The following is an 18,169-nucleotide window of genomic DNA, read 5'->3' as shown; positions in this document are numbered from 1 at the left end:
TTATCGGAATCGGCGCGGGCGTGGGGGACGCTGGCGAAGCTCGTGGGTTGAATCTATACCCCCTATCAATCAACCCTCCGTGAAAACAAAGAGTTGTCTTTGTGACATTGTGTGATGTGCGCCGAAGCGGGACGCATGAGCACGCCACACCGCCCTGAATGGCGCGCTGTCACAACGCGCTTTTCAAGTGGATTCCGTGCGATCACGACCCTCCACCGTGCCGTGGCGCGGATCACTTAACCGTTCATGCGGAGGCGCCGGTCACGCGTCGTCACGATAGGTGGTGATGCTGATCTTGCCCGACGTTTCCAACATCGCCAGTTCGATGTCCGCATGCGCGCGACACCCCTGCGCGCGCATCGCCACATCCAGGTCGGCCGGTGACAGGTTGCTGTGCTTGAGCTGATTCCAGAACACCTGGCCGTTGCGTACCAGCACCACGGGGGCGCCCTCGACCAGCCGGTCCAGCCCGCGGCTGCGTGCGGTCGCGAAGCCGACCAGCCAGTTCAGTGACAACAACGTGGCCGCGAGGATCAATCCCCCCAGCAGTGAGCTGTCTTCGCCGATCAGCGAGTTCTGCACGGCGTTGCCGAGCAGCACGATCACCAGTACATCGAACGCGGTCGACTGGCCGAGCGAGCGTTTGCCGCTCAACCGGGTCATCAGCAGCACCACCACGTAGACCGCCACGGCACGCAGAATGAACTCCCACCACGGCATCGTCAGGTGCCACAGATCGTCCACGTGTATCGCTCCCGCACCTTGGTGATGCAGGTGTTCTAGAGCAACGGATGTGCGCGCGCCGTGCACGCGCCGGGCTCAGTCAGCGGTGACCGAGCCGTCTGCCAGGTGCACGACCTGCTGCCCGAACATCGCAACATCCTGGGGATCGTGGCTGATCAGCAGGAGCGGAATGCCGGTCTGCGCCAGCACGCTCTTCAGTTCACTGCGCAGGTGGTCGCGCAGGTCGTGGTCCAGGGCCGCGAACGGTTCGTCCAGCAACAAGGCGCGTGGCCGGGTGACCAGTGCACGCGCCAGCGCGATCCGCTGCCGCTGCCCGCCGGACACCTGCGCCGGATACAGATCGCCCAGCCGCTCTATCCGCAGCAGGCGCAACCAATGCGCAACGTCGGCATCGCGGGTACTGCGGCGCGGGTTCAACCAGCCACGCTGGAGCCCGAAGGCGACGTTCTGGCGCACGGTGAGATGGGGAAACAGCGCATAGTCCTGGAACACGTAGCCCAGGCGGCGCTCGCGGGCCGGCAGGCAGATCGATGCGGCCGCATCGAACACCACCTGCCCATCGAGCACGATGCGTCCGGCGTCGGGCCGCAGCAGGCCGGCGATCGCCTTCAGCGTCAGGCTCTTGCCCGCACCGGACGGTCCGAACAGCACCAGCTGCCGCTCGCTGGCCTGCACCTTCACCTGCAGGTGGAAATGCTGCCCGGCCGACTGCAGGTGGCGCTGGATGTCCGCCTCAAGCCACATCACGCATCTCCTGCCGACGGCTGCCCACCAGCCGCGCTGCCAGCAGCAGCACGACAATGCACACCACCGACGTCAACAGCACCAGTGCGTTCGCACGGCCATCCTGTCCGGCCTGCACGGCTTCGTAGATTGAAATGGACAGGGTCTGGGTGCGACCCGGAATGCTGCCGGCGATCATGATGGTGGCGCCGAATTCCCCCATTGCACGGGCGAACGCCAGCAGCAGCCCGGCGAGGATGCCGCGCCACGCCAGTGGCAGGGTGATCCGGAAGAACACGGCTGCCTCGCTTGCGCCGAGCGTGCGTGCGGCCTGCTCCAGCTGCCCGTCGACTCCCTCAAAGGCCGCCCGCGCTGGCTTGAACACCAGCGGCAGCGCGGCAACGGCCGCGGCGATCACCGCCGCCTGCCAGGTGAACACGAGGTTGATGCCGAAGGTCGATTGCAGCCAGCCACCCAGCGGCCCGTTGCGGCCGATCAGCACCAGCAGGTAATAGCCGAGCACGGTCGGTGGCAGCACCATGGGCAGGGTCAACACGGTGTCCAGCAGTTCGCGGCCGAAGAAACGGCGGCGCGCCAGCAGCCACCCCAGGCCCACGCCGAGGAAGAGGTTGATCGCGGTCGCCCAGCCTGCAACCTTCAGCGACAGGCCCAGCGCACTCCAGTCCAGGTCGATCATTCAGGGCGTGCTGAAGCCGTGCCGGCGCAGGATATCCACGCCCTGGGGCGAACGCACGAAGGCGATGAACCGGAGTGCCTCGTCACGCTTGCCACTGGCCTTCACCACTGCCAGCGGATAGGTGATCCCGCCCTTGACCGGCACCTCGAAGGCGCGCTTCACCCGGTCCGGCATGGCCTGCGCATCGGTGGCATAGACGAACCCGGCATCCACTTCGCCGCGCGACACGTAATCCAGAGACTGCCGCACGTTCTGCGTGGTGATCGCCTTGGCCTGCACCGCGGGCCACAGCCCCGCTGCCTGCAGCGCGCTCCGCGCATAGCTGCCGACCGGCACGCTGTCCGGATTGCCGACCGCGATACGCTTCACCGCGGGCTTCGCCAGCGATGGCAGGCCGGTCAGGCGCGCCGTGCTGCGGGTCGGCACGATCACCCACAGGGCGTTGCGCGCGAACACTTGGCGCGTACCGGCGTCCACCTCGCCCCCCTGCAAGGCCTTGTCCATCGTGGCTTCATCGGCGGAGGCGAATACATCCACCGGCGCGCCGCGCACAATCTGCTGCAGCAGCACGCCGGACGCGGCGAAGTTCAGGTCCACCTTGCTGCCGGTATGCGCCTTCTCGTACGCGCCGGCGATCTCGCGGAAGCTTTCGGTCAGGCTGGAGGCAGCCGATACAGTGAGGTCGGCCGCCGCCAACGGCGCACTGGCCAGCAGCAGCAACGTCGCGATCAGGGTTTTCATGCGGGGCTCCTGCAGCATGCGGGTATCAAGGCCCGCGCGCAGCGGTTGCTGCGGCGGCGTCTGCGGTGAGGGCACCGGTCGTCGCCGGTTCATGACCAAGTTCGCACAGCGAGCAGCCTTCGCTCCAGACACTGTCGCCTCCCTCGTAGTGTTCCTGTTTCCAGATCGGGCTGCGGTGCTTCACCGCTTCGATCAGCGCACGGCATGCCTTGAAGGCCTCGTCGCGATGCGGGCTTCCTGCGGCCACCACCACCGCGACGTCGCCCACCGCGAGGCGGCCCTTGGCATGGGCGACATACAGCTTCAGCAGCGGCCCGTGGGCAGCGCGCACCTCGGCCACCAGGCGCTCGAACTCGGCCAGCACCAGCGGATCGAACAGGTCATAGCTGATGCCCAGCACCGCGCGTCCATGATTCAGATCGCGCACCTTGCCGATGAAGACATCGATGCCACCAAAACCGGGATCGGAGACGAAGCCGATACCCTCCGCCGGATCAATCGCACCGCGTTCGCGCTCGACGATCTTCCAGGTGTCCTGTCGCTGCATGCTCAGCCTCCACTGACCGGTGGCAGGATCGCCACCCGGCCATCCTCAGGCAGCGCATCCTGGTCACGCAGCACGCGCTGCTGATCGGCGAAGGCCGAATACTCCAGCAGCCCCGCACGGAACGCCGGCCAGCGCGTCGGCAACAGATCGCGCAGCGCGCTGCGCAGGTCAGCCACCCGGTCGCCGCTGACCTGCAGCCGGATCTCCCGCGCCGCATCCAGTTCCGAAAATGCGCCAAACAACTGCACGGTCATTTCTCTCATGTGATCTCCTGCGGGGCAGGCACGTACGCTGCAAACCGCAGCGCGTCGGCATGCCCCCAACTGAATACCTGCACCGCGCTGCCCGCCGCGGCCTGCTCGCCCGCCCCGTCCAGCACTGCCCAGCCCGTTGCCTGTACCGTCGCCTGCAGCCGGAACGATTCCTGGCCCGCCAACGGCCGTGCCGTCAGCCGCCCGCTGGCATCTGCCTGGATGACAGCACGCGTGTGGAAGCGCAGCCCGGGCGGCGTGGCCGTGTCGGTGGCCAGTGCCACCTGCACGCCCTGCTCATCCACCAGGCCCAGCATGCGGCGCAGCATCGGCTCGACGAAGAACCGCTGACCGACGGCGGTCGACGCCGGATTGCCGGGCAGGCCGAAGTACGCCGTGCCGTCCGCCAGCACGGCGAACAGCAACGGTTTGCCGGGCCTGACCGCCACCTTGTGGAACACGATCTGGGCGCCGTGCGCACGCAGGGCATCGGGGATGAAATCGTAGCGACCGGCCGATACCGCGCCGGTGCTCAACACGATCTGTGCCCCCGCGGCCAGCGCCTCGTCCAGGGCCCGGTTGAAGCGTTCCACCTCATCGCCCACTACGACGTCGGCAACCACCTCGGCACCCGCCGCAGCGAGCCTGGCAACCAGATACGGCCGGTTGCTGTCGCGGATCTGGCCGGACTGGAGTGCCTGTGCCGCATCGCTGACCAGCTCTTTACCGGTGGCGATGATGGCCACACGGGGCCGTGCCCGCACGCTCACCGTACCGATGCCGATCGCGTGCAGCAGCGTCACCGCGTTGGTATCGAGCAGTGTGCCGCCCGCCAGAATCTGCTCGCCGGTCGCCACGTCCTGGCCACGGCGGCGCACGAACTGGCCGGGCGTCACGACCGCGCGCAGGCGGATCCGCGTGGGGCGACCGTCCGCTGTCTGCAGTACCTCTACGTCTTCGATCGGCACCACGCTGTCCAGCCCCTCCGGCAGCCGGGCACCGGTCATGATCTCCCAGGCCCCCGCGTCGGCGACCGCGCCGTCATCGCCCGCCGCCTGCCAGCCACGGATATCGAACTCGGCGCCCTGATCGGCGGCATCGCCGGCCAATCGAAGCGCGAACCCATCCATGGCCGAGTTGTCGAACGGTGGAAGGCATTGCCCACTGCGGACGGCGTCTGCCAGCACCCGGCCGGTGGACGCTGCCACCGACACCGTTTCGGCGCGCTGCAGCCCGGCGGCATCGCGTACCAGCCGCACGGCGTGGTCATAAGGGATCATCGGTGCGGCCCGCCCTGCACCATCGCCAGCGCGTGGCCGAGCAACGGCGCCAGCATGTCCAGGCATTGCGCCGCGGCGCGCGGGCTTCCGGGCAAGGCGAAGACCAGCATGCCGCCCACCTGCACCACCTCGGCACGGCTCAGCCACGCGGTCGGCGTGTGCTGCGCACTGAGTGCGCGCAGCATCTGCGCCAAGCCGGTAACCGGCCGTCCACCCAGCGACTGCAGCGCTTCCGGCGAAAGATCGCGCGGACCCAGCCCGGTACCGCCCGTGCACAGACACAACTGCACACCGGCGTCGGCCAGCGCCCTCACCTGCGCGGCAAGCGGTTCGATTCCATCCGGAAGCACCTCACTGGCCACCACGTCGGCGCCCAGCGCCTGCAGGCCCGCCACCAGGATCGGGCCGGACCGGTCTTCGTACTGACCCTCGCTGGCGCGATCGCTCAGGGTCAACACCGCACTGCGCGCACCGTCCAGCCGGTACGCCGCACGCGGCGCATAGCGCTGGGTTTCCCGCTCATCCATGCCCTGCGGGTGGACCCACAGGCCGCGTTTGCCGCCTTCCTTGAACAACAGGCGGATGCCGCTGATCTCCAGCGCAGGCTCGACCGGCTTGCTCAGGTCATACAGGGTCAGCAGCGCCGCGTTGACGCCCGCCAGCGCTTCCATCTCGACGCCGGTACGCGCCTCGCTGGCACATTCGCACCAGACCCGGATCGCGTTGCGCTCGGGCACGGCGGCGCAGTGCACACGTACCAGTTCCAGCGGCAGCGGGTGGCACAGCGGCATCAAGGCCGAGGCCATCTTCGCGCCCTGCAGACCGGCTATCTCGGCCATCACCAGCGCGTCGCCCTTGGGCAGGCGGCGCTCGACGATCAGCGGATACGCCACCGGCCCGGCAAGCAGTTCACCCACGGCAACCGCGCGACGACGGGTGACGCGCTTGTCGCGCACGTCCGCCATGTGGAAGGCCGCGCTCATGTCCTCACTCATTGTCTTTCTCATCCTCCAATGGAGGCCAGGTGCGGGATCAACCCCGTCTGGCCCTGGTGCAATCCGTGTCCGGCCGCCTTCAACCCGAGCTGGGTGGTGATGCGGGCCAGCAGGGCATCGAAATCGTCGTCGGACTGCAGCAGCGGGCGCAGCGGCACGCCGAATTCGCCGAACAGGCACAGCCGCAGGTCGCCACGCGCGGTCACCCGCAGGCGATTGCAGCCGGCGCAGAAATCACGCGCGTACGGGGCGATGATGCCGACCGTTCCGCGATGTCCCGGATGGCCGAACTCGCGCGCCGGGCCGGCATCGGCTCCACGCGGCCGTTCGCTCCAGCCTGCCGCCAGCAGTTGCGCGATGATCACATCGGCGCGCAGGTGATGGCGTTCGAAATAGGCTTCGTTGTCGCCGGTGCGCATCAGCTCGATGAAGCGGATGCTGACCGGGCGCTCGCGCAGGAAGTCCATCCACTGCGGCAGCTCGTCATCGTTGAGGCCGCGCAGCAGCACCGCGTTGAGTTTCACCGACGGCAGCTCCAGCGCCTGCGCCATCTGCAGCCCCTGCAGGATCTCGGGCAGCCGGTCGTGACCGGTGATGGCCTTGAAGCGATCGCGCTGCAGGCTGTCCATGCTGACGTTGAGCGCGGTCAATCCCGCCCGGTGCCATCCCGGCAGCCGTCTCGGCAGCTGGGTGCCGTTGGTGGTGATCGCCACCTTGCGGATACCCGGCACGGCCGCCACGGTTTCTATGATCGCATCGAGATCCTTGCGCAGGCTGGGCTCGCCGCCGGTAAGCCGGATCTTGTGCATGCCCAGCGCCGCGAACGCGCGCACCAACCGGCCGATTTCGTCCAGCGCGAGAAAGCGCGGACGCCCATCGGCCTGGTAGCCGTCCGGCAGGCAATAGCTGCAGCTGAAATTGCAGGCTTCGGTCAGCGAAAGACGCAGGTACGGGAAGCGCCGGCCAAAGCCATCGCTGAGCGGCGGCGCCGCCGCTGATCCTGCTGCTGTGTCTGCGCGCTGCGCCATGTCCTGACCTTGCCTGCGTTCTTCATGCATAGCGATCAAGGCTAACCGCCGCCGCGTCGACACGGCATGACTGAGCCGCTTGATCCCCGCCGCGCAGAGGCCTGTGCGGCCGGCGCCGCGTGTCGCCGCCGGGTTCATCGTCTGCAGGAGCGCGCGCGGCGACTGCACGAAGCTGCACGAACATGCACGCAATTACGGCTTATGGGATAGGATGACGTGCCTGCCATGTCCTGGATGCCACATGCACCCTCTCCCTATGCTGATTGTTTCCCTGCCCACTGGCGGAGGCGGGACGGTGTCGACGACGACGGCCGCCGCCCGATGAGCGGCGCCGACGCGCTGCCGGGCGAACGCCAGCACTACATCCTGCGCGTGTTGCGCGACGAAGGTCGCGTGCTCGCCGCGCCACTGGCCGCGCATTTCGGCGTGTCGGAAGACTCCATCCGCCGCGACCTGCGTGAGCTGGACCAACGCGGTCTGTGCCGTCGCGTCCATGGCGGCGCATTGCCGCTGACGCCGGCGTTTCCGCCCCTGGCCGAGCGACAGCAGCATCAGTCGTCACGCAAACACGCGCTGGCGCTGAGCGCCGTCAGCCTGCTGCAGCCCGGCAACGTCGTCGCACTGGATGCGGGCTCGACCAACAGCGCAATTGCGGCTGCCCTGCCCGGTGACCGCGCCTTGCGCGTGGTGACCAACGCGCCGGACATCGCCCTGGCGCTGATGGGGCGCGGCGACATCGAGGTCACCCTGATCGGAGGACGCCTGGATGCGCGCTCCGGCGCAGTGCTGGGAGCGCAGGCGCTGGAGCAGTTGGCCACGCTGCGGGTCGATGTGGGCTTCATCGGTACCTGCGCCCTGGACAGCGAAGGGGAGACGTGGGCCATCGACGGCGAGGAAGCCGCTTTCAAGCGCGCGTTGCTGCGCTGCTGCGATCGTTTCGTGGTGGTGGCCATGACGGAAAAACTGGGTGCCGTGGGCGCGCACCGTATCGGCCGGCGTGATCAGGTCGACACCGTGCTGGTCGAAGCCGATGCGCCTGCCGCCTTCATCGACGGCCTGCGCCAGCGTGGCGTGGCGGTCCTGCCCTGCCCTGACACCGCTGCCTGACCCCTACCTGGAAAACGTCACGATGAACGACCTGTCCCGCCCTGCCGCCTTGCGCCAGCAGCACGCTACACGCGCGGTGTTCTTCCTGCCCGGCTTCGCCATCGCGGCGTGGGCACCGCTGGTGCCGTTCGCCAAGATGCGTACGGGGTTGGACGAGGGCACGCTGGGGCTCGCCCTGCTCTGCCTCGGTGCAGGCTCGCTGCTGGCGATGCCGGTCGCCGGTGCGTTGGCCGCGCGTTTCGGCTGCCGCGCCCTGATGTTGGCCACGCTGGCATTGGCTTGCCTGGCGCTGCCCTTTCTCGCCGTGGCACCGAATGCCTTTGCGCTGGCTGGCGCGTTGTTTGTGTTTGGTGCGGGCGTGGGGGCCTGCGACTGCGTCATGAACATGCAGGCGGTCATGGTGGAGCGCGATGCGCAGCGGCCGATGATGTCCGGCTTCCACGCGTTCTACAGCATCGGCGGCGCGGTGGGTGCAGCGGCGATGACGGCGCTGCTTGCGCTGGGTGCGGCGCCGTGGGTCGGCGCCTGCCTGCTGGTTGCGGTGATGGGGGTGGTCATCCTGCTGGCCGCGCCGCACTGGCGCCGTGAGCGCGCCCCCGGTGATGCGCCGATGTTCGCCATCCCGCGTGGGGTGGTGCTGCTGATCGGCGCCCTGTGCTTCGTCGCCTTCCTGTGCGAAGGGGTCATGCTGGACTGGAGCGCGGTGTTCCTGCATGAAGTGCAGGCGGTGCCGGCAGGTCGCGCGGGGCTCGGCTTCCTGGTGTTTTCGGTGGCGATGACCGTCACCCGCCTGTTCGGTGACCGGGTGGTTGCCCGGCTGGGCGCCCTGCGCGCGGTACTGGCGGGGGCGGCACTCGGCGCGGGGGGACTGTTGATGGCCACGTTCGCCGACACGCTGCCGCTGGCGTTGTCGGGCTACGCGTTGGTGGGCCTGGGGTGCGCGAACATCGCGCCTGTGCTGTTCACCCTTGCCGGCAACCAGAAGGCCATGCCGGAAAGCCTGGCGATTCCGGCGGTGACCACGCTGGGCTATGCGGGCGTCCTGGCCGGACCGGCGCTGGTCGGGTTTGTCGCGCACCTGAGCAGCCTGGTGGTCGCCTTCGTACTGGTGGCCATCGCCTTGCTGCTGGTCGGCGTCGGCGCGCGCGCGATTGGTGCGGGCTCAAGGCGGCTCTTCCTGTAGCGCCGAGCCATGCTCGGCGGCTGTTCGTTCCATGCCCCGGAAACACTCCGCCGAGCGTGGCTCGGCGCTACCGGGGGCGTGTCTCGCGTCGGTGCCTGTGCCTATGCCCGCCGAGCGTGGCTCGGCGCTACCCGTGCGGGGCGTGCGCCGGCGTTACCGGAGCAGGCCGCGGCGGCGGAACCACCATTCCAACGGCAACGTGGCCAGCGGTGGCACGGCCGCGACGATGGCGAGCAGCGTGGCCCACCACGGCCAGCGCAGTCGCAGCGCGGCGACCACGGTCACGGCCAGATAGGCCATGAACGCCACGCCGTGCAACCGGCCGAACCACCACACCACCGACTCGGTGGCCTGCGGGCCGTATTTCAACCACATGCCCAGCAACAGGCCGGCCCACGTGAGGGCCTCGAAAAACGCCGTCCAGGCGAACACGCGGCCCATCGGACTGATCGGGGGTAAAGGCTTCAACAGGAACTCCAGGGCCGCTTGCAGGAATACGGATGATACGCATCCGCAGCCGAGGCTCATGCTGCACCGACGCTTGCAGGCTCTGGAATCCGGTGATAGCGTCGTAATTACTCCGTAATTACAAAGGTCATCGGCATGACCCGTGTCTGGAATACCCTTGAGCAGCAGCGCCAAGTGCGCCTGCAACGCGCCGCCCAAGCCGGCTTGGCGCGCGAGGTGCCGCACGCCCGCGTGATCGACCTGTTCGAAGCCGTCATCGAGCCCGGGGACCGCGTCTGTCTGGAAGGCAACAACCAGAAGCAGGCCGACTTTCTGGCCGAATCGCTGGCCCAGGTCAATCCGGAACGGGTGCGCGACCTGCACATGGTGCAGTCCGTGCTCTCCCTGCCCTCGCATCTGGACGTGTTCGAGCGCGGCATCGCCAAGCGCCTGGACTTTTCATTCTCTGGTCCGCAGGGGGGCAGATTGGCGGGCCTGGTGGCGGAAGGACGCATCGACATCGGCGCGATCCACACCTATCTGGAACTGTTCGGCCGCTACTTCATCGACCTCACCCCGAAAGTCGCCCTGATCGCTGCCCAGGCAGCGGACCGCCAGGGAAATCTCTATACGGGTCCAAACACCGAAGATACCCCGGTCATCGTCGAAGCCACTGCCTTCCGCGGCGGCATCGTCATCGCCCAGGTCAACGAGATCGTCGACACCCTCCCCCGCGTCGACATCCCGGCGGACTGGGTCGATTTCGTGACCCTCGCGCCGCGCCCCAACTACATCGAACCGTTGTTCACCCGCGATCCGGCACAGATCTCCGAGATCCAGGTGTTGATGGCGATGATGGCGATCAAAGGCATCTACGCGGAGTACGGGGTGCAGCGCCTCAACCATGGCATCGGCTTCGATACCGCGGCGATCGAACTGCTGCTGCCCACGTACGGCGAATCGCTGGGGCTGAAAGGCAAGATCGGCAGCCACTGGGCACTCAATCCGCATCCGGCGCTGATCCCGGCCATCGAATCCGGCTTCGTCAAATCCGTGCATTCGTTCGGCTCGGAACTGGGCATGGAGAAGTACATCCAGGCGCGTCCCGATGTGTTCTTCACCGGTGCCGACGGCAGCATGCGCTCCAACCGCGCGTTCTCGCAGACCGCCGGCCTGTATGCCTGCGACATGTTCATCGGATCCACCCTGCAGATCGACCTGCAGGGCAACAGCTCCACCGCCACCCGCGACCGCATCGCCGGCTTCGGAGGCGCGCCCAACATGGGATCGGATGCACGCGGCCGTCGCCACGCCAGTCCAGCCTGGCTGAAGGCGGGCGCGGAAGCGGCACTGCCCGGCCAGATGCCGCGCGGTCGCAAACTGGTGGTGCAGATGGTGGAAACCTTCCGCGAACACATGGCGCCAGCCTTCGTCGACCGGCTGGATGCCTGGGAGCTGGCCGAGCGCGCGAACATGCCCCTGCCGCCGGTGATGATCTACGGCGACGACGTGACCCACATCCTGACCGAGGAAGGCATCGCCAACCTGCTGCTGTGCCGCACCCCGGAAGAACGCGAACAGGCGATACGCGGTGTCGCCGGCTACACCGCCGTGGGTATGGGCCGCGACAAAGCGATGGTGGAGAACCTGCGCGACCGCGGTGTGATCCGCCGCGCCGAGGACCTGGGCGTACGCAGCCGCGACGCCACGCGCGACCTGCTCGCCGCCCGCTCGATCAAGGATCTCGTGCACTGGTCCGGCGGCCTGTACGACCCGCCCAAACGCTTCCGCAACTGGTAAGGGACAGCATTCATGGAAACCCTCCGTTATCGTTTTCCCGGTGAGCGCCTGCTGGGCGCCGCCGATCTGCACGCCCTGGTCGGCGTGGTCGCCTCGGGCAATCTGGAAGTACTGGTCGAAGCGGTGCCGCTTGATGGCGCCATGGAGATCGACGTGATCACGTCGGCCCGCGGCTTCGGTGAGATCTGGCAGGCGGTGCTGGCCGACTTCGCCGCACGCCATCCGCTGCGCGATGTCCGACTGTCCATCAATGATGCGGGGGCGACGCCGGCCGTGGTGAGCCTGCGCCTGCAGCAGGCACTGGAAGCGCTCGACGAGCGGGGACAGCAGCCATGAGCCAGCGCAGCTACTACGAAGCCGATGCCCGCGAGCGCATCGCTGGCCTGCTCGATGCCGGCAGCTTCACCGAATACTACGGCCCGCGCCGGCGCACCATCAGCCCGCACCTGGCCCAGCTGGACGTGCCCGGGGCGTTCGACGATGGCATCGTCGTCGGCGCAGGCACATTGCGGGGTCGCGCGGTGCTGGTGGCCGCGCAGCAGGGCGCCTTCATGGGCGGCGGCGTGGGCGAAGTGCATGGCGCCAAACTGACCGGCCTGCTGGAACGCGCCCGCAGCGAACGCCCGGACGCGGTGCTGCTGCTGCTGGACAGCGGTGGTGTGCGCCTGCACGAGGCCAACGCGGGCCTGATTGCGATTTCCGAGATCATGCGCGCCGTGCTGGCGGCACGGGCGGAAGGCATCCCGGTGCTGGCGCTGGTCGGCAGCGGGAACGGGGCCTTCGGTGGCATGGGCATCGTTGCCCGCTGCTGCACCGCGGTGCTGATGTCTGAAGAAGGCCGCTTGTCATTGTCCGGCCCTGAAGTCATTGAAACGGTGCGGGGCGTGGAAGAGTTCGACTCGCGTGACCGCGCCCTGGTGTGGCGCGTCACCGGCGGCAAGCACCGTTACCTTATCGGCGAGGCAGACCAGCTGGTCGCCGACCGGATGGACGCGTTCGTCGACGCCGCCGTGGCGGCCCTCGATGCCGGCGATACGGCAGGAACCGACGACCCGCTTGCGTCCCTGGAACAGGCCCAGCGCATGTTGGAGGCCCGCATCGCCGCCTATGGCGCGTGCCGCGATGGCCTGGAGATCTGGACCCTGCAGGGCATCGCCCATCCCGAGCGACTGCCCCTGCTCGATACCCCCGCCTTCCTCGATGCGGTTGCCGCGCGGAGCCTGCCATGAAGCTCGATCAGCTGCTGCCTGCCCTGTTCCCGGCCGGCCACGCCATTGCCCGCAACGATGACGTACTGACCGGAACCGCCACCACCGGCGTGGGCGAGATCACGGTCATCGGCACCGCCAACAAGCTCGAGGTGGGCGTTGATCACGCGCTGGCGCTGTCGGCCTGCGTCCTGGCCAGCACCCGTGCGCATCCGCAGCGCCCCATCGTGATGCTGGTCGATACGGCGGGCCAGCGGCTGGCGCGCCGCGATGAACTGCTGGGCATCAACGGGTGTTTCGCGCACCTCGCGCGCAGCCTGGAGCTCGCGCGTCGCCGCGGTGCGCCATTGATCAGCCTGGTGTATGGCGAATCCGTGAGTGGAGGATTCCTGTCCTTCGGCCTGATGGCGGACCGCATCTTCGCGCTTCCCGAGGCCCAGGTCCGGGTGATGGATCTGCGTGCGATGGCGCGGGTCACCAAGCAGCCGCTGGAGAAGCTGCAGGCGTTGAGCACCAGCTCCCCGGTGTTCGCGCCCGGCGTCGACAACTATGTGCGGATGGGCGCGGTGGAAGCGGTGTGGGAGGGCGATCTTGCGGTCGCGCTGGAAGCAGCGCTCGCCGCGCCACCGACCCGCGACCTGCGCCGCGAACGCGGCCTGCAACGCGGCGGACGCCTGCTGGCACACGACGTCGCCCGCGCCGTAGCGGCCGGCGAGGCCTGAGCCATGCAGCGCCACGATCTGGCCTGGATCGACCCGCAGGCGGGCTTCACCGCGCTGACCCCGCAGGCCGAAGCCCGTCTGCGCGCCTGGTTGCAGGCACGGCTGCCGGTGGTCATTGCGCGACGTGATCCGGCAACCGATGGCGACCAGCTGCGGCTGGGCGTGCCATTGCCACTGGCCGAACAGCGCCAGCGCCTGGCCTTGCGCGCGCCGCGCGGTGCGGTCCTGCGCCACGCGCCGCCGCCGTCGCTGCAGGCGGTGCTGGAAACCTGCAGCGGCAGCTGGCGGGCCGCCCTGCACGCGCTGCATCAGCACTGCAGCGGGCGGGGGCTGGCACCGCGCGTGTTCGGCAGCCACGGCTGGCAGGCGGTCACCGGACGTGAGTACGTACATCCTGGCTCGGACCTCGACCTGCTGTGGGAGGTCGACGATCAGCACGCTGCGACAGCGATCTGCACGCTGTTGCAGCACTGGGAATCCGTGCATCGGCTGCGTGCCGACGGCGAACTGCGATTCGCCGGTGGACAGGCGGTGAACTGGCGCGAATACGCCAGCGATGCACCGCGGGTGCTGGTGAAGGCCGATGCGGCCTGCTGGCTGGCGACGCGCGACGCGCTGGGCGCAGATGCGTGCGCCGACAGGCGGCAGCCTGCATGAACGCGCTCGCGATCTCCTGCCCTTCCCCCCTTTCGCGCGCACCCGCGCACCGGCTGGGCCGCATGGCCATCGCCGCGCTGCACGCCGAGCTGGCGTGCAGTCCGAAACCCGGCCTGGTGACCCCCTTCAGTCGTGGCAGCCACCACGACATGGATGCCGGCACCTTCATGCGCAGCCTGTTCGCGCTGCGCGGATATTTCGTGGCGATTGCCGCACAGGGGCCCACCGCGCAGCGATTCGCGTCGCTGCGACAGCTCGGCCTCAGCGCGGAACAGGCGATGGGCGCAGCGACCGGCGGCATCAACACTCACCGCGGCGCCATCTTCAGCCTGGGCCTGCTGGTCGCACACGCATCGCGGCTGTACGTCCAACAGGGCCGCCCGGCGCCGGCCGAGGCGGTGTGCGCCGATGTTGCACGGTGGCGCGATGACCTGCTGGACGCCCCCGTGGACCCGCGCAGTCCGGGGCAGCGTGCGCGTGCCCTGCATGGCGTCGCCGGTGTCCGCGAACAAGCCGCCGCTGGATTTCCCCTGCTGCAGGAGGTTGGTGTGCCAGCGCTCCGCGCGGCCTTGGCCCACGGGCTGGATCCCGCAACCGCGCACGTGCAGACCCTGATGCAACTGATCGCAGTGGCGGACGACCTCAACCTGCTGCATCGCGGTGGGCGTGAGGGACTGGCGTTCGCGCAGGCGAGCGCACGGGAGTTCCTGGCCAGCGGTGGCGTCCATGCGGCGGGCTGGTCGGCACGCCTGCGGCGCCTCGGTCAGGCATTCGAGCAGCGCCGGTTGAGCCCGGGCGGCAGCGCAGACCTGCTTGCCTGCAGCGTGTTCCTGCTGATGCAGGAGCGCATGCCATGACGCTCGCGCTCCTGTGCCCCGGCCAGGGCGGACAGCAGCCCGGCATGTTCGATCGCCTTGCCGCGTCGGCGGCCGCCGCGCCCATGCTGCAGGTGCTTGCGCAGCTGCTCGGTGCGGCACCGGCCACGCTGGCGGCGGACCCGGACCGGTTCCGCAATGCCATCGCTCAACCCCTTGTCTGTGCGGCGGCGCTGGGCCACTGGCTCGCCCTTCGCGATCACCTCCCTCCCCCACGGGTGGTGGCCGGCTACAGCGCGGGCGAACTCGCCGCCCACGCGGTGGCTGGCAGCCTGGAGCCGGCGCAGTGCCTGCAACTGGCCATCGACCGCGCGGCGATCATGGACGCCGCAGCGCCCGCCGACGGCGGACTGCTGGCGGTGATCGGGCTGGAGCGCGCCGTCATCGACGTGCTGTGCCGCGATCACGGTGTCTTCGTCGCCATCGTCAACGGCGACGACCACGTCGTGCTGGGGGGACAACGCCCTGCGCTGGATGCGCTGCAGGCCGTAGCCGAGTCCCGTGGCGCGCGCAGCGTGCCGCTGCCGGTGTCGGTGCCGGCGCACACCCCCCTACTGGCCAGCGCGGCGGCGGCGTTCGCCCAGCGTCTTGCGGTGACCGAGCTGCATGCGCCGCGCACCCGGTTGTTGGCCGGCATCGACGGTCGCAGCGTGGTCACCGTGGAACAGGTCCGTCGATCACTGGCGGAGCAGATCGAACAGACCGTGCAGTGGCAGACCGTCATGCAGCAGGCCGTCGAACACGGTGCCCGCGTGTTCCTGGAGCTCGGCCCGGGCAGTGCATTGAGCCGGCGCGTCCGTGAGCTGCATCCGCAGCTGCAGGCACGCGCGGTGGAAGAGTTCCACACGCTGGAGGGCGTGCTGGAGTGGGTGGAGGCGGCCTGTGCGCGCGCATGAGCGCACGCATCGGTCAGAACGTACACGCAGTACCCCTGGATGGCGGGCCGCCATCCGAGCTGGTTGACTAGGTGTCTCGGGAGGGCGCATGAGTCCAGAAATCGCAACGATCATCGGACTGGTGATCATGTTCATCGTGGCCACGGCCCTGCCCATCAACATGGGCGCCGTCGGCTTTGCATTGGCGTTCATCGTCGGCGGCATATGGGTCGGGATGGACGGAAAGGAAGTGCTGGCCGGCTTCCCGGGTGACCTGTTCCTGACCCTGGTCGGCATCACGTATCTGTTCGCGATCGCGCAGAAGAACGGCACCATCGACCTGCTGGTGCATTGGGCGGTGAAAGCCGTGCGCGGCCACATCGTGGCCATTCCCTGGGTGATGTTCGTGGTCACTGCGGTGCTGACGGCCTTCGGCGCCCTGGGCCCCGCTGCGGTCGCGATCATCGGGCCGGTCGCGCTGCGCTTTGCCAAGCAGTACCGGATCAATCCGCTGATGATGGGCCTGCTGGTGATCCATGGCGCGCAGGCCGGCGGTTTCTCGCCGATCAGCGTGTACGGTGGCATCACCAACCAGGTCGTGCAGAAGGCCGGGCTGGAAGTCACGGAAATGGCCGTGTTCCTGACCAGCCTGGGCTTCAACACCTTGATGGCCTTCATCTGCTTCTTTGCGTTCGGCGGCATCGCGCTGATGCGCCGCGGACCCGAGGTTGCAGCCGAGCCGATGGTCGCCGGCGTGCAGGCGTCGTCGCGGCAGTTCGCCATTGAAGGCCATGGCGCGGTGGTCAGTGCCGGCGGTGGCACGCTGTCCAACGATCCCCTGGCACTGGAAGAAGTGCGGCTCAACCGCGACCGCCTGATCACCTTGATCGGCCTGCTCGGCCTGGGTGTTGCCGCACTGGTCTACGACCTCAACGTGGGCCTCGTCGCGATCACCGTAGCGGTGGCCATCGCGTTGGCTTCGCCGAGTGCACAGAAGGGCGCGGTGGATGGCATCAGCTGGTCCACGGTGCTGTTGATCAGCGGTGTGGTCACCTACGTTGCGGTGCTGCAGAAGGCCGGTGCGGTCGATTTCGTGGGCCATGGCGTGGGCGCCATCGGCATCCCGCTGCTCGGCGCGCTGCTGGTCTGCTACGTGGGTGGCATCGTCTCGGCATTCGCCTCGTCGGCTGCCGTGTTGGGCGCCACCATCCCGTTGGCGGTGCCGTTCCTGATGCAGGGCCATCTCAGCGCGGCGGGTGTGATCTGTGCGCTGGCGGTGTCTTCCACGGTGGTGGATGTCAGCCCGTTCTCGACCAATGGTGCGCTGGTGGTGGCATCGGCCGCGAAGGAAGAACGCGAAGCCCTGTTCCGCCGCTTCCTGGTGTACAGCGGGCTGGTCGTGGCCTTCGGTCCGCTGCTGGCATGGCTGTTGTTCGTGGTGCCGGGCTGGATGTAAGGCCCACCGATGCCTCGGGGGTGGCGCAGCCGCGTCACCCTCGGTGGCAGCGATTAAACTATCCCTTCCTGCATTCGATCACCTGACCATGCCCTTGGCCCCCGGCCCCCGCAGAAGCAACCGTCGCGTGCCGCTCTACGAAGAGGTCGCCGAACAGCTGCGGCAGAAGATCTACGACTATCTGCTGCCACCGGGTGAGTGGATCGACGAACCGGCCTTGGCGGAAGAGCTGGGCATCAGCCGTACGCCGCTGCGCGAAAGCCTGAAGCTGCTCGCTGCCGAGGGCCTGGTGCAGATCGACGCGGGCCGTGGCAGCCGGGTGACGCGGCTCACGCTGGAAGATCTGAATCAACTGTTCCCGGTGATGGCGATGCTGGAAGGCCGCTGCGCGCACGACGCCGTGCGGCGCATCGACGATGACGGCATCGCGCATCTGCAGGCACTGCACGACGCCATGGAAAGTGCTGCGGCAAGCGGCGACCTGGCGGACTACTACCGCAACAACTACCTGATCCACGAATCATTGCAGACCCATGCCGGCAACCCCTGGCTTATCCGGGTGACCCATGATCTGCACCGCATCCTGAAAATGCACCGGGGCCGGCAGTTGCTGACGCCCGGGCGCATGGCCCAGTCCTTGGCCGAGCATCGCGAACTGATGGCCTGCATCAGCCGCCGCGACGCGCAGGCGGCGGAAGCGACGATGAACCGTCACCTGCTCAGCCAGGGTGAAGCACTGGCCGCCTATGTGGCCGCCGGGGGGCAACTCAATGTGCCCGCCCCGCTGCCACGCGAAGGCGGCATCTAAAGGGTAGTGACGGCCGCTGGCCGTC

General features: G+C 68.4%; 21 protein-coding genes. 11 read left to right on the top strand and 10 right to left on the bottom strand.

From position 1 onward, the window contains the following. Positions 1 to 261 precede the first annotated feature (261 nt). The 9 genes from ICJ04_RS08875 to moaA all read right to left on the bottom strand — a co-directional run bounded on the left by ICJ04_RS08875 (position 262) and on the right by moaA (position 7,006). A complete protein-coding gene (locus tag ICJ04_RS08875; RefSeq protein ID WP_188327126.1) occupies positions 262 to 744 on the bottom strand; it encodes a YetF domain-containing protein in 483 nt (160 codons plus the stop codon). 75 nt (positions 745 to 819) lie between these two features. Beyond that, positions 820 to 1,488: an ATP-binding cassette domain-containing protein gene (locus ICJ04_RS08870; protein WP_188327125.1), complete on the bottom strand. Its 669-nt coding sequence runs from the start codon at positions 1,486 to 1,488 to the stop codon at positions 820 to 822. Beyond that, positions 1,478 to 2,161 carry a molybdate ABC transporter permease subunit gene (gene modB / locus ICJ04_RS08865; RefSeq protein WP_188327259.1) on the bottom strand — a complete coding sequence of 228 codons (684 nt, stop codon included), beginning with the start codon at positions 2,159 to 2,161 and terminating at the stop codon, positions 1,478 to 1,480. Before modB ends, ICJ04_RS08870 begins: the two co-directional genes overlap by 11 nt. Before the next feature lie 3 nt (positions 2,162 to 2,164). Continuing rightward, positions 2,165 to 2,905 carry a molybdate ABC transporter substrate-binding protein gene (gene modA / locus ICJ04_RS08860; RefSeq protein ID WP_188327124.1) on the bottom strand — a complete coding sequence of 247 codons (741 nt, stop codon included), beginning with the start codon at positions 2,903 to 2,905 and terminating at the stop codon, positions 2,165 to 2,167. A 25-nt stretch (positions 2,906 to 2,930) separates the two neighbouring features. After that, positions 2,931 to 3,452 (bottom strand): molybdenum cofactor biosynthesis protein MoaE, encoded by a 522-nt coding sequence (locus ICJ04_RS08855; RefSeq protein ID WP_188327123.1) that lies wholly within the window; start codon positions 3,450 to 3,452, stop codon positions 2,931 to 2,933. Positions 3,453 to 3,454: 2 nt separating this feature from the next. Further along, on the bottom strand, positions 3,455 to 3,715 hold the full coding sequence (locus ICJ04_RS08850) for a MoaD/ThiS family protein (RefSeq protein ID WP_188327122.1): 261 nt from the start codon (positions 3,713 to 3,715) through the stop codon (positions 3,455 to 3,457). Next, positions 3,712 to 4,983 carry a gephyrin-like molybdotransferase Glp gene (gene glp, locus ICJ04_RS08845; RefSeq protein WP_188327121.1) on the bottom strand — a complete coding sequence of 424 codons (1,272 nt, stop codon included), beginning with the start codon at positions 4,981 to 4,983 and terminating at the stop codon, positions 3,712 to 3,714. The genes ICJ04_RS08850 and glp overlap by 4 nt, the downstream gene beginning before the upstream one ends. Beyond that, a complete protein-coding gene (gene moaCB, locus ICJ04_RS08840; protein WP_188327120.1) occupies positions 4,980 to 5,978 on the bottom strand; it encodes a bifunctional molybdenum cofactor biosynthesis protein MoaC/MoaB in 999 nt (332 codons plus the stop codon). Before moaCB ends, glp begins: the two co-directional genes overlap by 4 nt. A gap of 8 nt (positions 5,979 to 5,986) precedes the next feature. Continuing rightward, positions 5,987 to 7,006: a GTP 3',8-cyclase MoaA gene (moaA, locus tag ICJ04_RS08835; RefSeq protein WP_188327119.1), complete on the bottom strand. Its 1,020-nt coding sequence runs from the start codon at positions 7,004 to 7,006 to the stop codon at positions 5,987 to 5,989. A gap of 321 nt (positions 7,007 to 7,327) precedes the next feature. On the opposite strand from moaA, the gene ICJ04_RS08830 reads away from it, so the two are divergent. Together ICJ04_RS08830 and ICJ04_RS08825 are read left to right on the top strand one after the other, a co-directional pair. Further along, positions 7,328 to 8,113: a DeoR/GlpR family DNA-binding transcription regulator gene (locus ICJ04_RS08830; protein ID WP_188327118.1), complete on the top strand. Its 786-nt coding sequence runs from the start codon at positions 7,328 to 7,330 to the stop codon at positions 8,111 to 8,113. A gap of 22 nt (positions 8,114 to 8,135) precedes the next feature. Continuing rightward, positions 8,136 to 9,296 carry an MFS transporter gene (locus tag ICJ04_RS08825; RefSeq protein ID WP_188327117.1) on the top strand — a complete coding sequence of 387 codons (1,161 nt, stop codon included), beginning with the start codon at positions 8,136 to 8,138 and terminating at the stop codon, positions 9,294 to 9,296. Positions 9,297 to 9,449: 153 nt separating this feature from the next. On the opposite strand, the gene ICJ04_RS08820 is transcribed toward ICJ04_RS08825, so the two are convergent. After that, the gene (locus tag ICJ04_RS08820; RefSeq protein ID WP_192096201.1) at positions 9,450 to 9,737 is read right to left on the bottom strand and encodes a DUF3817 domain-containing protein; all 288 of its coding nucleotides are present in this window, start codon (positions 9,735 to 9,737) and stop codon (positions 9,450 to 9,452) included. 162 nt (positions 9,738 to 9,899) lie between these two features. Between ICJ04_RS08820 and mdcA the strand changes: the two genes are divergently transcribed. The 9 genes from mdcA (at position 9,900) to ICJ04_RS08775 (ending at position 18,144) form a co-directional block, all read left to right on the top strand. Then, on the top strand, positions 9,900 to 11,543 hold the full coding sequence (gene mdcA / locus ICJ04_RS08815) for a malonate decarboxylase subunit alpha (RefSeq protein ID WP_188327115.1): 1,644 nt from the start codon (positions 9,900 to 9,902) through the stop codon (positions 11,541 to 11,543). 12 nt (positions 11,544 to 11,555) lie between these two features. Further along, on the top strand, positions 11,556 to 11,879 hold the full coding sequence (mdcC, locus tag ICJ04_RS08810) for a malonate decarboxylase acyl carrier protein (RefSeq protein WP_188327114.1): 324 nt from the start codon (positions 11,556 to 11,558) through the stop codon (positions 11,877 to 11,879). Next, the gene (locus ICJ04_RS08805; protein WP_188327113.1) at positions 11,876 to 12,772 is read left to right on the top strand and encodes a biotin-independent malonate decarboxylase subunit beta; all 897 of its coding nucleotides are present in this window, start codon (positions 11,876 to 11,878) and stop codon (positions 12,770 to 12,772) included. The genes mdcC and ICJ04_RS08805 overlap by 4 nt, the downstream gene beginning before the upstream one ends. Next, positions 12,769 to 13,473, top strand: coding sequence for a biotin-independent malonate decarboxylase subunit gamma (mdcE, locus tag ICJ04_RS08800; RefSeq protein WP_188327112.1), 705 nt, complete (start codon positions 12,769 to 12,771; stop codon positions 13,471 to 13,473). Before ICJ04_RS08805 ends, mdcE begins: the two co-directional genes overlap by 4 nt. Positions 13,474 to 13,476: 3 nt before the next feature. Continuing rightward, a complete protein-coding gene (mdcG, locus tag ICJ04_RS08795) occupies positions 13,477 to 14,130 on the top strand; it encodes a malonate decarboxylase holo-[acyl-carrier-protein] synthase (protein ID WP_188327111.1) in 654 nt (217 codons plus the stop codon). Further along, entirely contained in the window at positions 14,127 to 14,987 is an 861-nt protein-coding gene (gene mdcB / locus ICJ04_RS08790; protein WP_188327110.1) for a triphosphoribosyl-dephospho-CoA synthase MdcB, read from the top strand. The genes mdcG and mdcB overlap by 4 nt, the downstream gene beginning before the upstream one ends. Further along, positions 14,984 to 15,901, top strand: coding sequence for a malonate decarboxylase subunit epsilon (gene mdcH, locus ICJ04_RS08785; RefSeq protein WP_188327109.1), 918 nt, complete (start codon positions 14,984 to 14,986; stop codon positions 15,899 to 15,901). The genes mdcB and mdcH overlap by 4 nt, the downstream gene beginning before the upstream one ends. A gap of 88 nt (positions 15,902 to 15,989) precedes the next feature. Next, a complete protein-coding gene (locus ICJ04_RS08780; RefSeq protein WP_188327108.1) occupies positions 15,990 to 17,336 on the top strand; it encodes an SLC13 family permease in 1,347 nt (448 codons plus the stop codon). Between the two features lie 88 nt (positions 17,337 to 17,424). Continuing rightward, positions 17,425 to 18,144: a GntR family transcriptional regulator gene (locus ICJ04_RS08775; protein ID WP_188327107.1), complete on the top strand. Its 720-nt coding sequence runs from the start codon at positions 17,425 to 17,427 to the stop codon at positions 18,142 to 18,144. Positions 18,145 to 18,169 lie beyond the last annotated feature (25 nt).

The sequence above is a fragment of the Stenotrophomonas sp. 169 genome (assembly GCF_014621775.1).
In the GTDB taxonomy this organism is placed as follows: Bacteria; Pseudomonadota; Gammaproteobacteria; order Xanthomonadales; family Xanthomonadaceae; genus Stenotrophomonas.
This window is presented reverse-complemented; position numbering and strand designations above follow the sequence as displayed.

What these genes read in the sequence shown, in the direction of transcription:
- ICJ04_RS08870 (WP_188327125.1), bottom strand. Translation starts at nt 1,488, where the DNA reads ATGTGGCTTGAGGCGGACATCCAGCGCCACCTGCAGTCGGCCGGGCAG.
- modA (WP_188327124.1), bottom strand. Translation starts at nt 2,905, where the DNA reads ATGAAAACCCTGATCGCGACGTTGCTGCTGCTGGCCAGTGCGCCGTTG.
- ICJ04_RS08855 (WP_188327123.1), bottom strand. Translation starts at nt 3,452, where the DNA reads ATGCAGCGACAGGACACCTGGAAGATCGTCGAGCGCGAACGCGGTGCG.
- ICJ04_RS08850 (WP_188327122.1), bottom strand. Translation starts at nt 3,715, where the DNA reads ATGAGAGAAATGACCGTGCAGTTGTTTGGCGCATTTTCGGAACTGGAT.
- glp (WP_188327121.1), bottom strand. Translation starts at nt 4,983, where the DNA reads ATGATCCCTTATGACCACGCCGTGCGGCTGGTACGCGATGCCGCCGGG.
- moaCB (WP_188327120.1), bottom strand. Translation starts at nt 5,978, where the DNA reads ATGAGTGAGGACATGAGCGCGGCCTTCCACATGGCGGACGTGCGCGAC.
- moaA (WP_188327119.1), bottom strand. Translation starts at nt 7,006, where the DNA reads ATGGCGCAGCGCGCAGACACAGCAGCAGGATCAGCGGCGGCGCCGCCG.
- ICJ04_RS08830 (WP_188327118.1), top strand. Translation starts at nt 7,328, where the DNA reads ATGAGCGGCGCCGACGCGCTGCCGGGCGAACGCCAGCACTACATCCTG.
- ICJ04_RS08825 (WP_188327117.1), top strand. Translation starts at nt 8,136, where the DNA reads ATGAACGACCTGTCCCGCCCTGCCGCCTTGCGCCAGCAGCACGCTACA.
- ICJ04_RS08820 (WP_192096201.1), bottom strand. Translation starts at nt 9,737, where the DNA reads ATGGGCCGCGTGTTCGCCTGGACGGCGTTTTTCGAGGCCCTCACGTGG.
- mdcA (WP_188327115.1), top strand. Translation starts at nt 9,900, where the DNA reads ATGACCCGTGTCTGGAATACCCTTGAGCAGCAGCGCCAAGTGCGCCTG.
- mdcC (WP_188327114.1), top strand. Translation starts at nt 11,556, where the DNA reads ATGGAAACCCTCCGTTATCGTTTTCCCGGTGAGCGCCTGCTGGGCGCC.
- ICJ04_RS08805 (WP_188327113.1), top strand. Translation starts at nt 11,876, where the DNA reads ATGAGCCAGCGCAGCTACTACGAAGCCGATGCCCGCGAGCGCATCGCT.
- mdcE (WP_188327112.1), top strand. Translation starts at nt 12,769, where the DNA reads ATGAAGCTCGATCAGCTGCTGCCTGCCCTGTTCCCGGCCGGCCACGCC.
- mdcG (WP_188327111.1), top strand. Translation starts at nt 13,477, where the DNA reads ATGCAGCGCCACGATCTGGCCTGGATCGACCCGCAGGCGGGCTTCACC.
- mdcB (WP_188327110.1), top strand. Translation starts at nt 14,127, where the DNA reads ATGAACGCGCTCGCGATCTCCTGCCCTTCCCCCCTTTCGCGCGCACCC.
- mdcH (WP_188327109.1), top strand. Translation starts at nt 14,984, where the DNA reads ATGACGCTCGCGCTCCTGTGCCCCGGCCAGGGCGGACAGCAGCCCGGC.
- ICJ04_RS08780 (WP_188327108.1), top strand. Translation starts at nt 15,990, where the DNA reads ATGAGTCCAGAAATCGCAACGATCATCGGACTGGTGATCATGTTCATC.
- ICJ04_RS08775 (WP_188327107.1), top strand. Translation starts at nt 17,425, where the DNA reads ATGCCCTTGGCCCCCGGCCCCCGCAGAAGCAACCGTCGCGTGCCGCTC.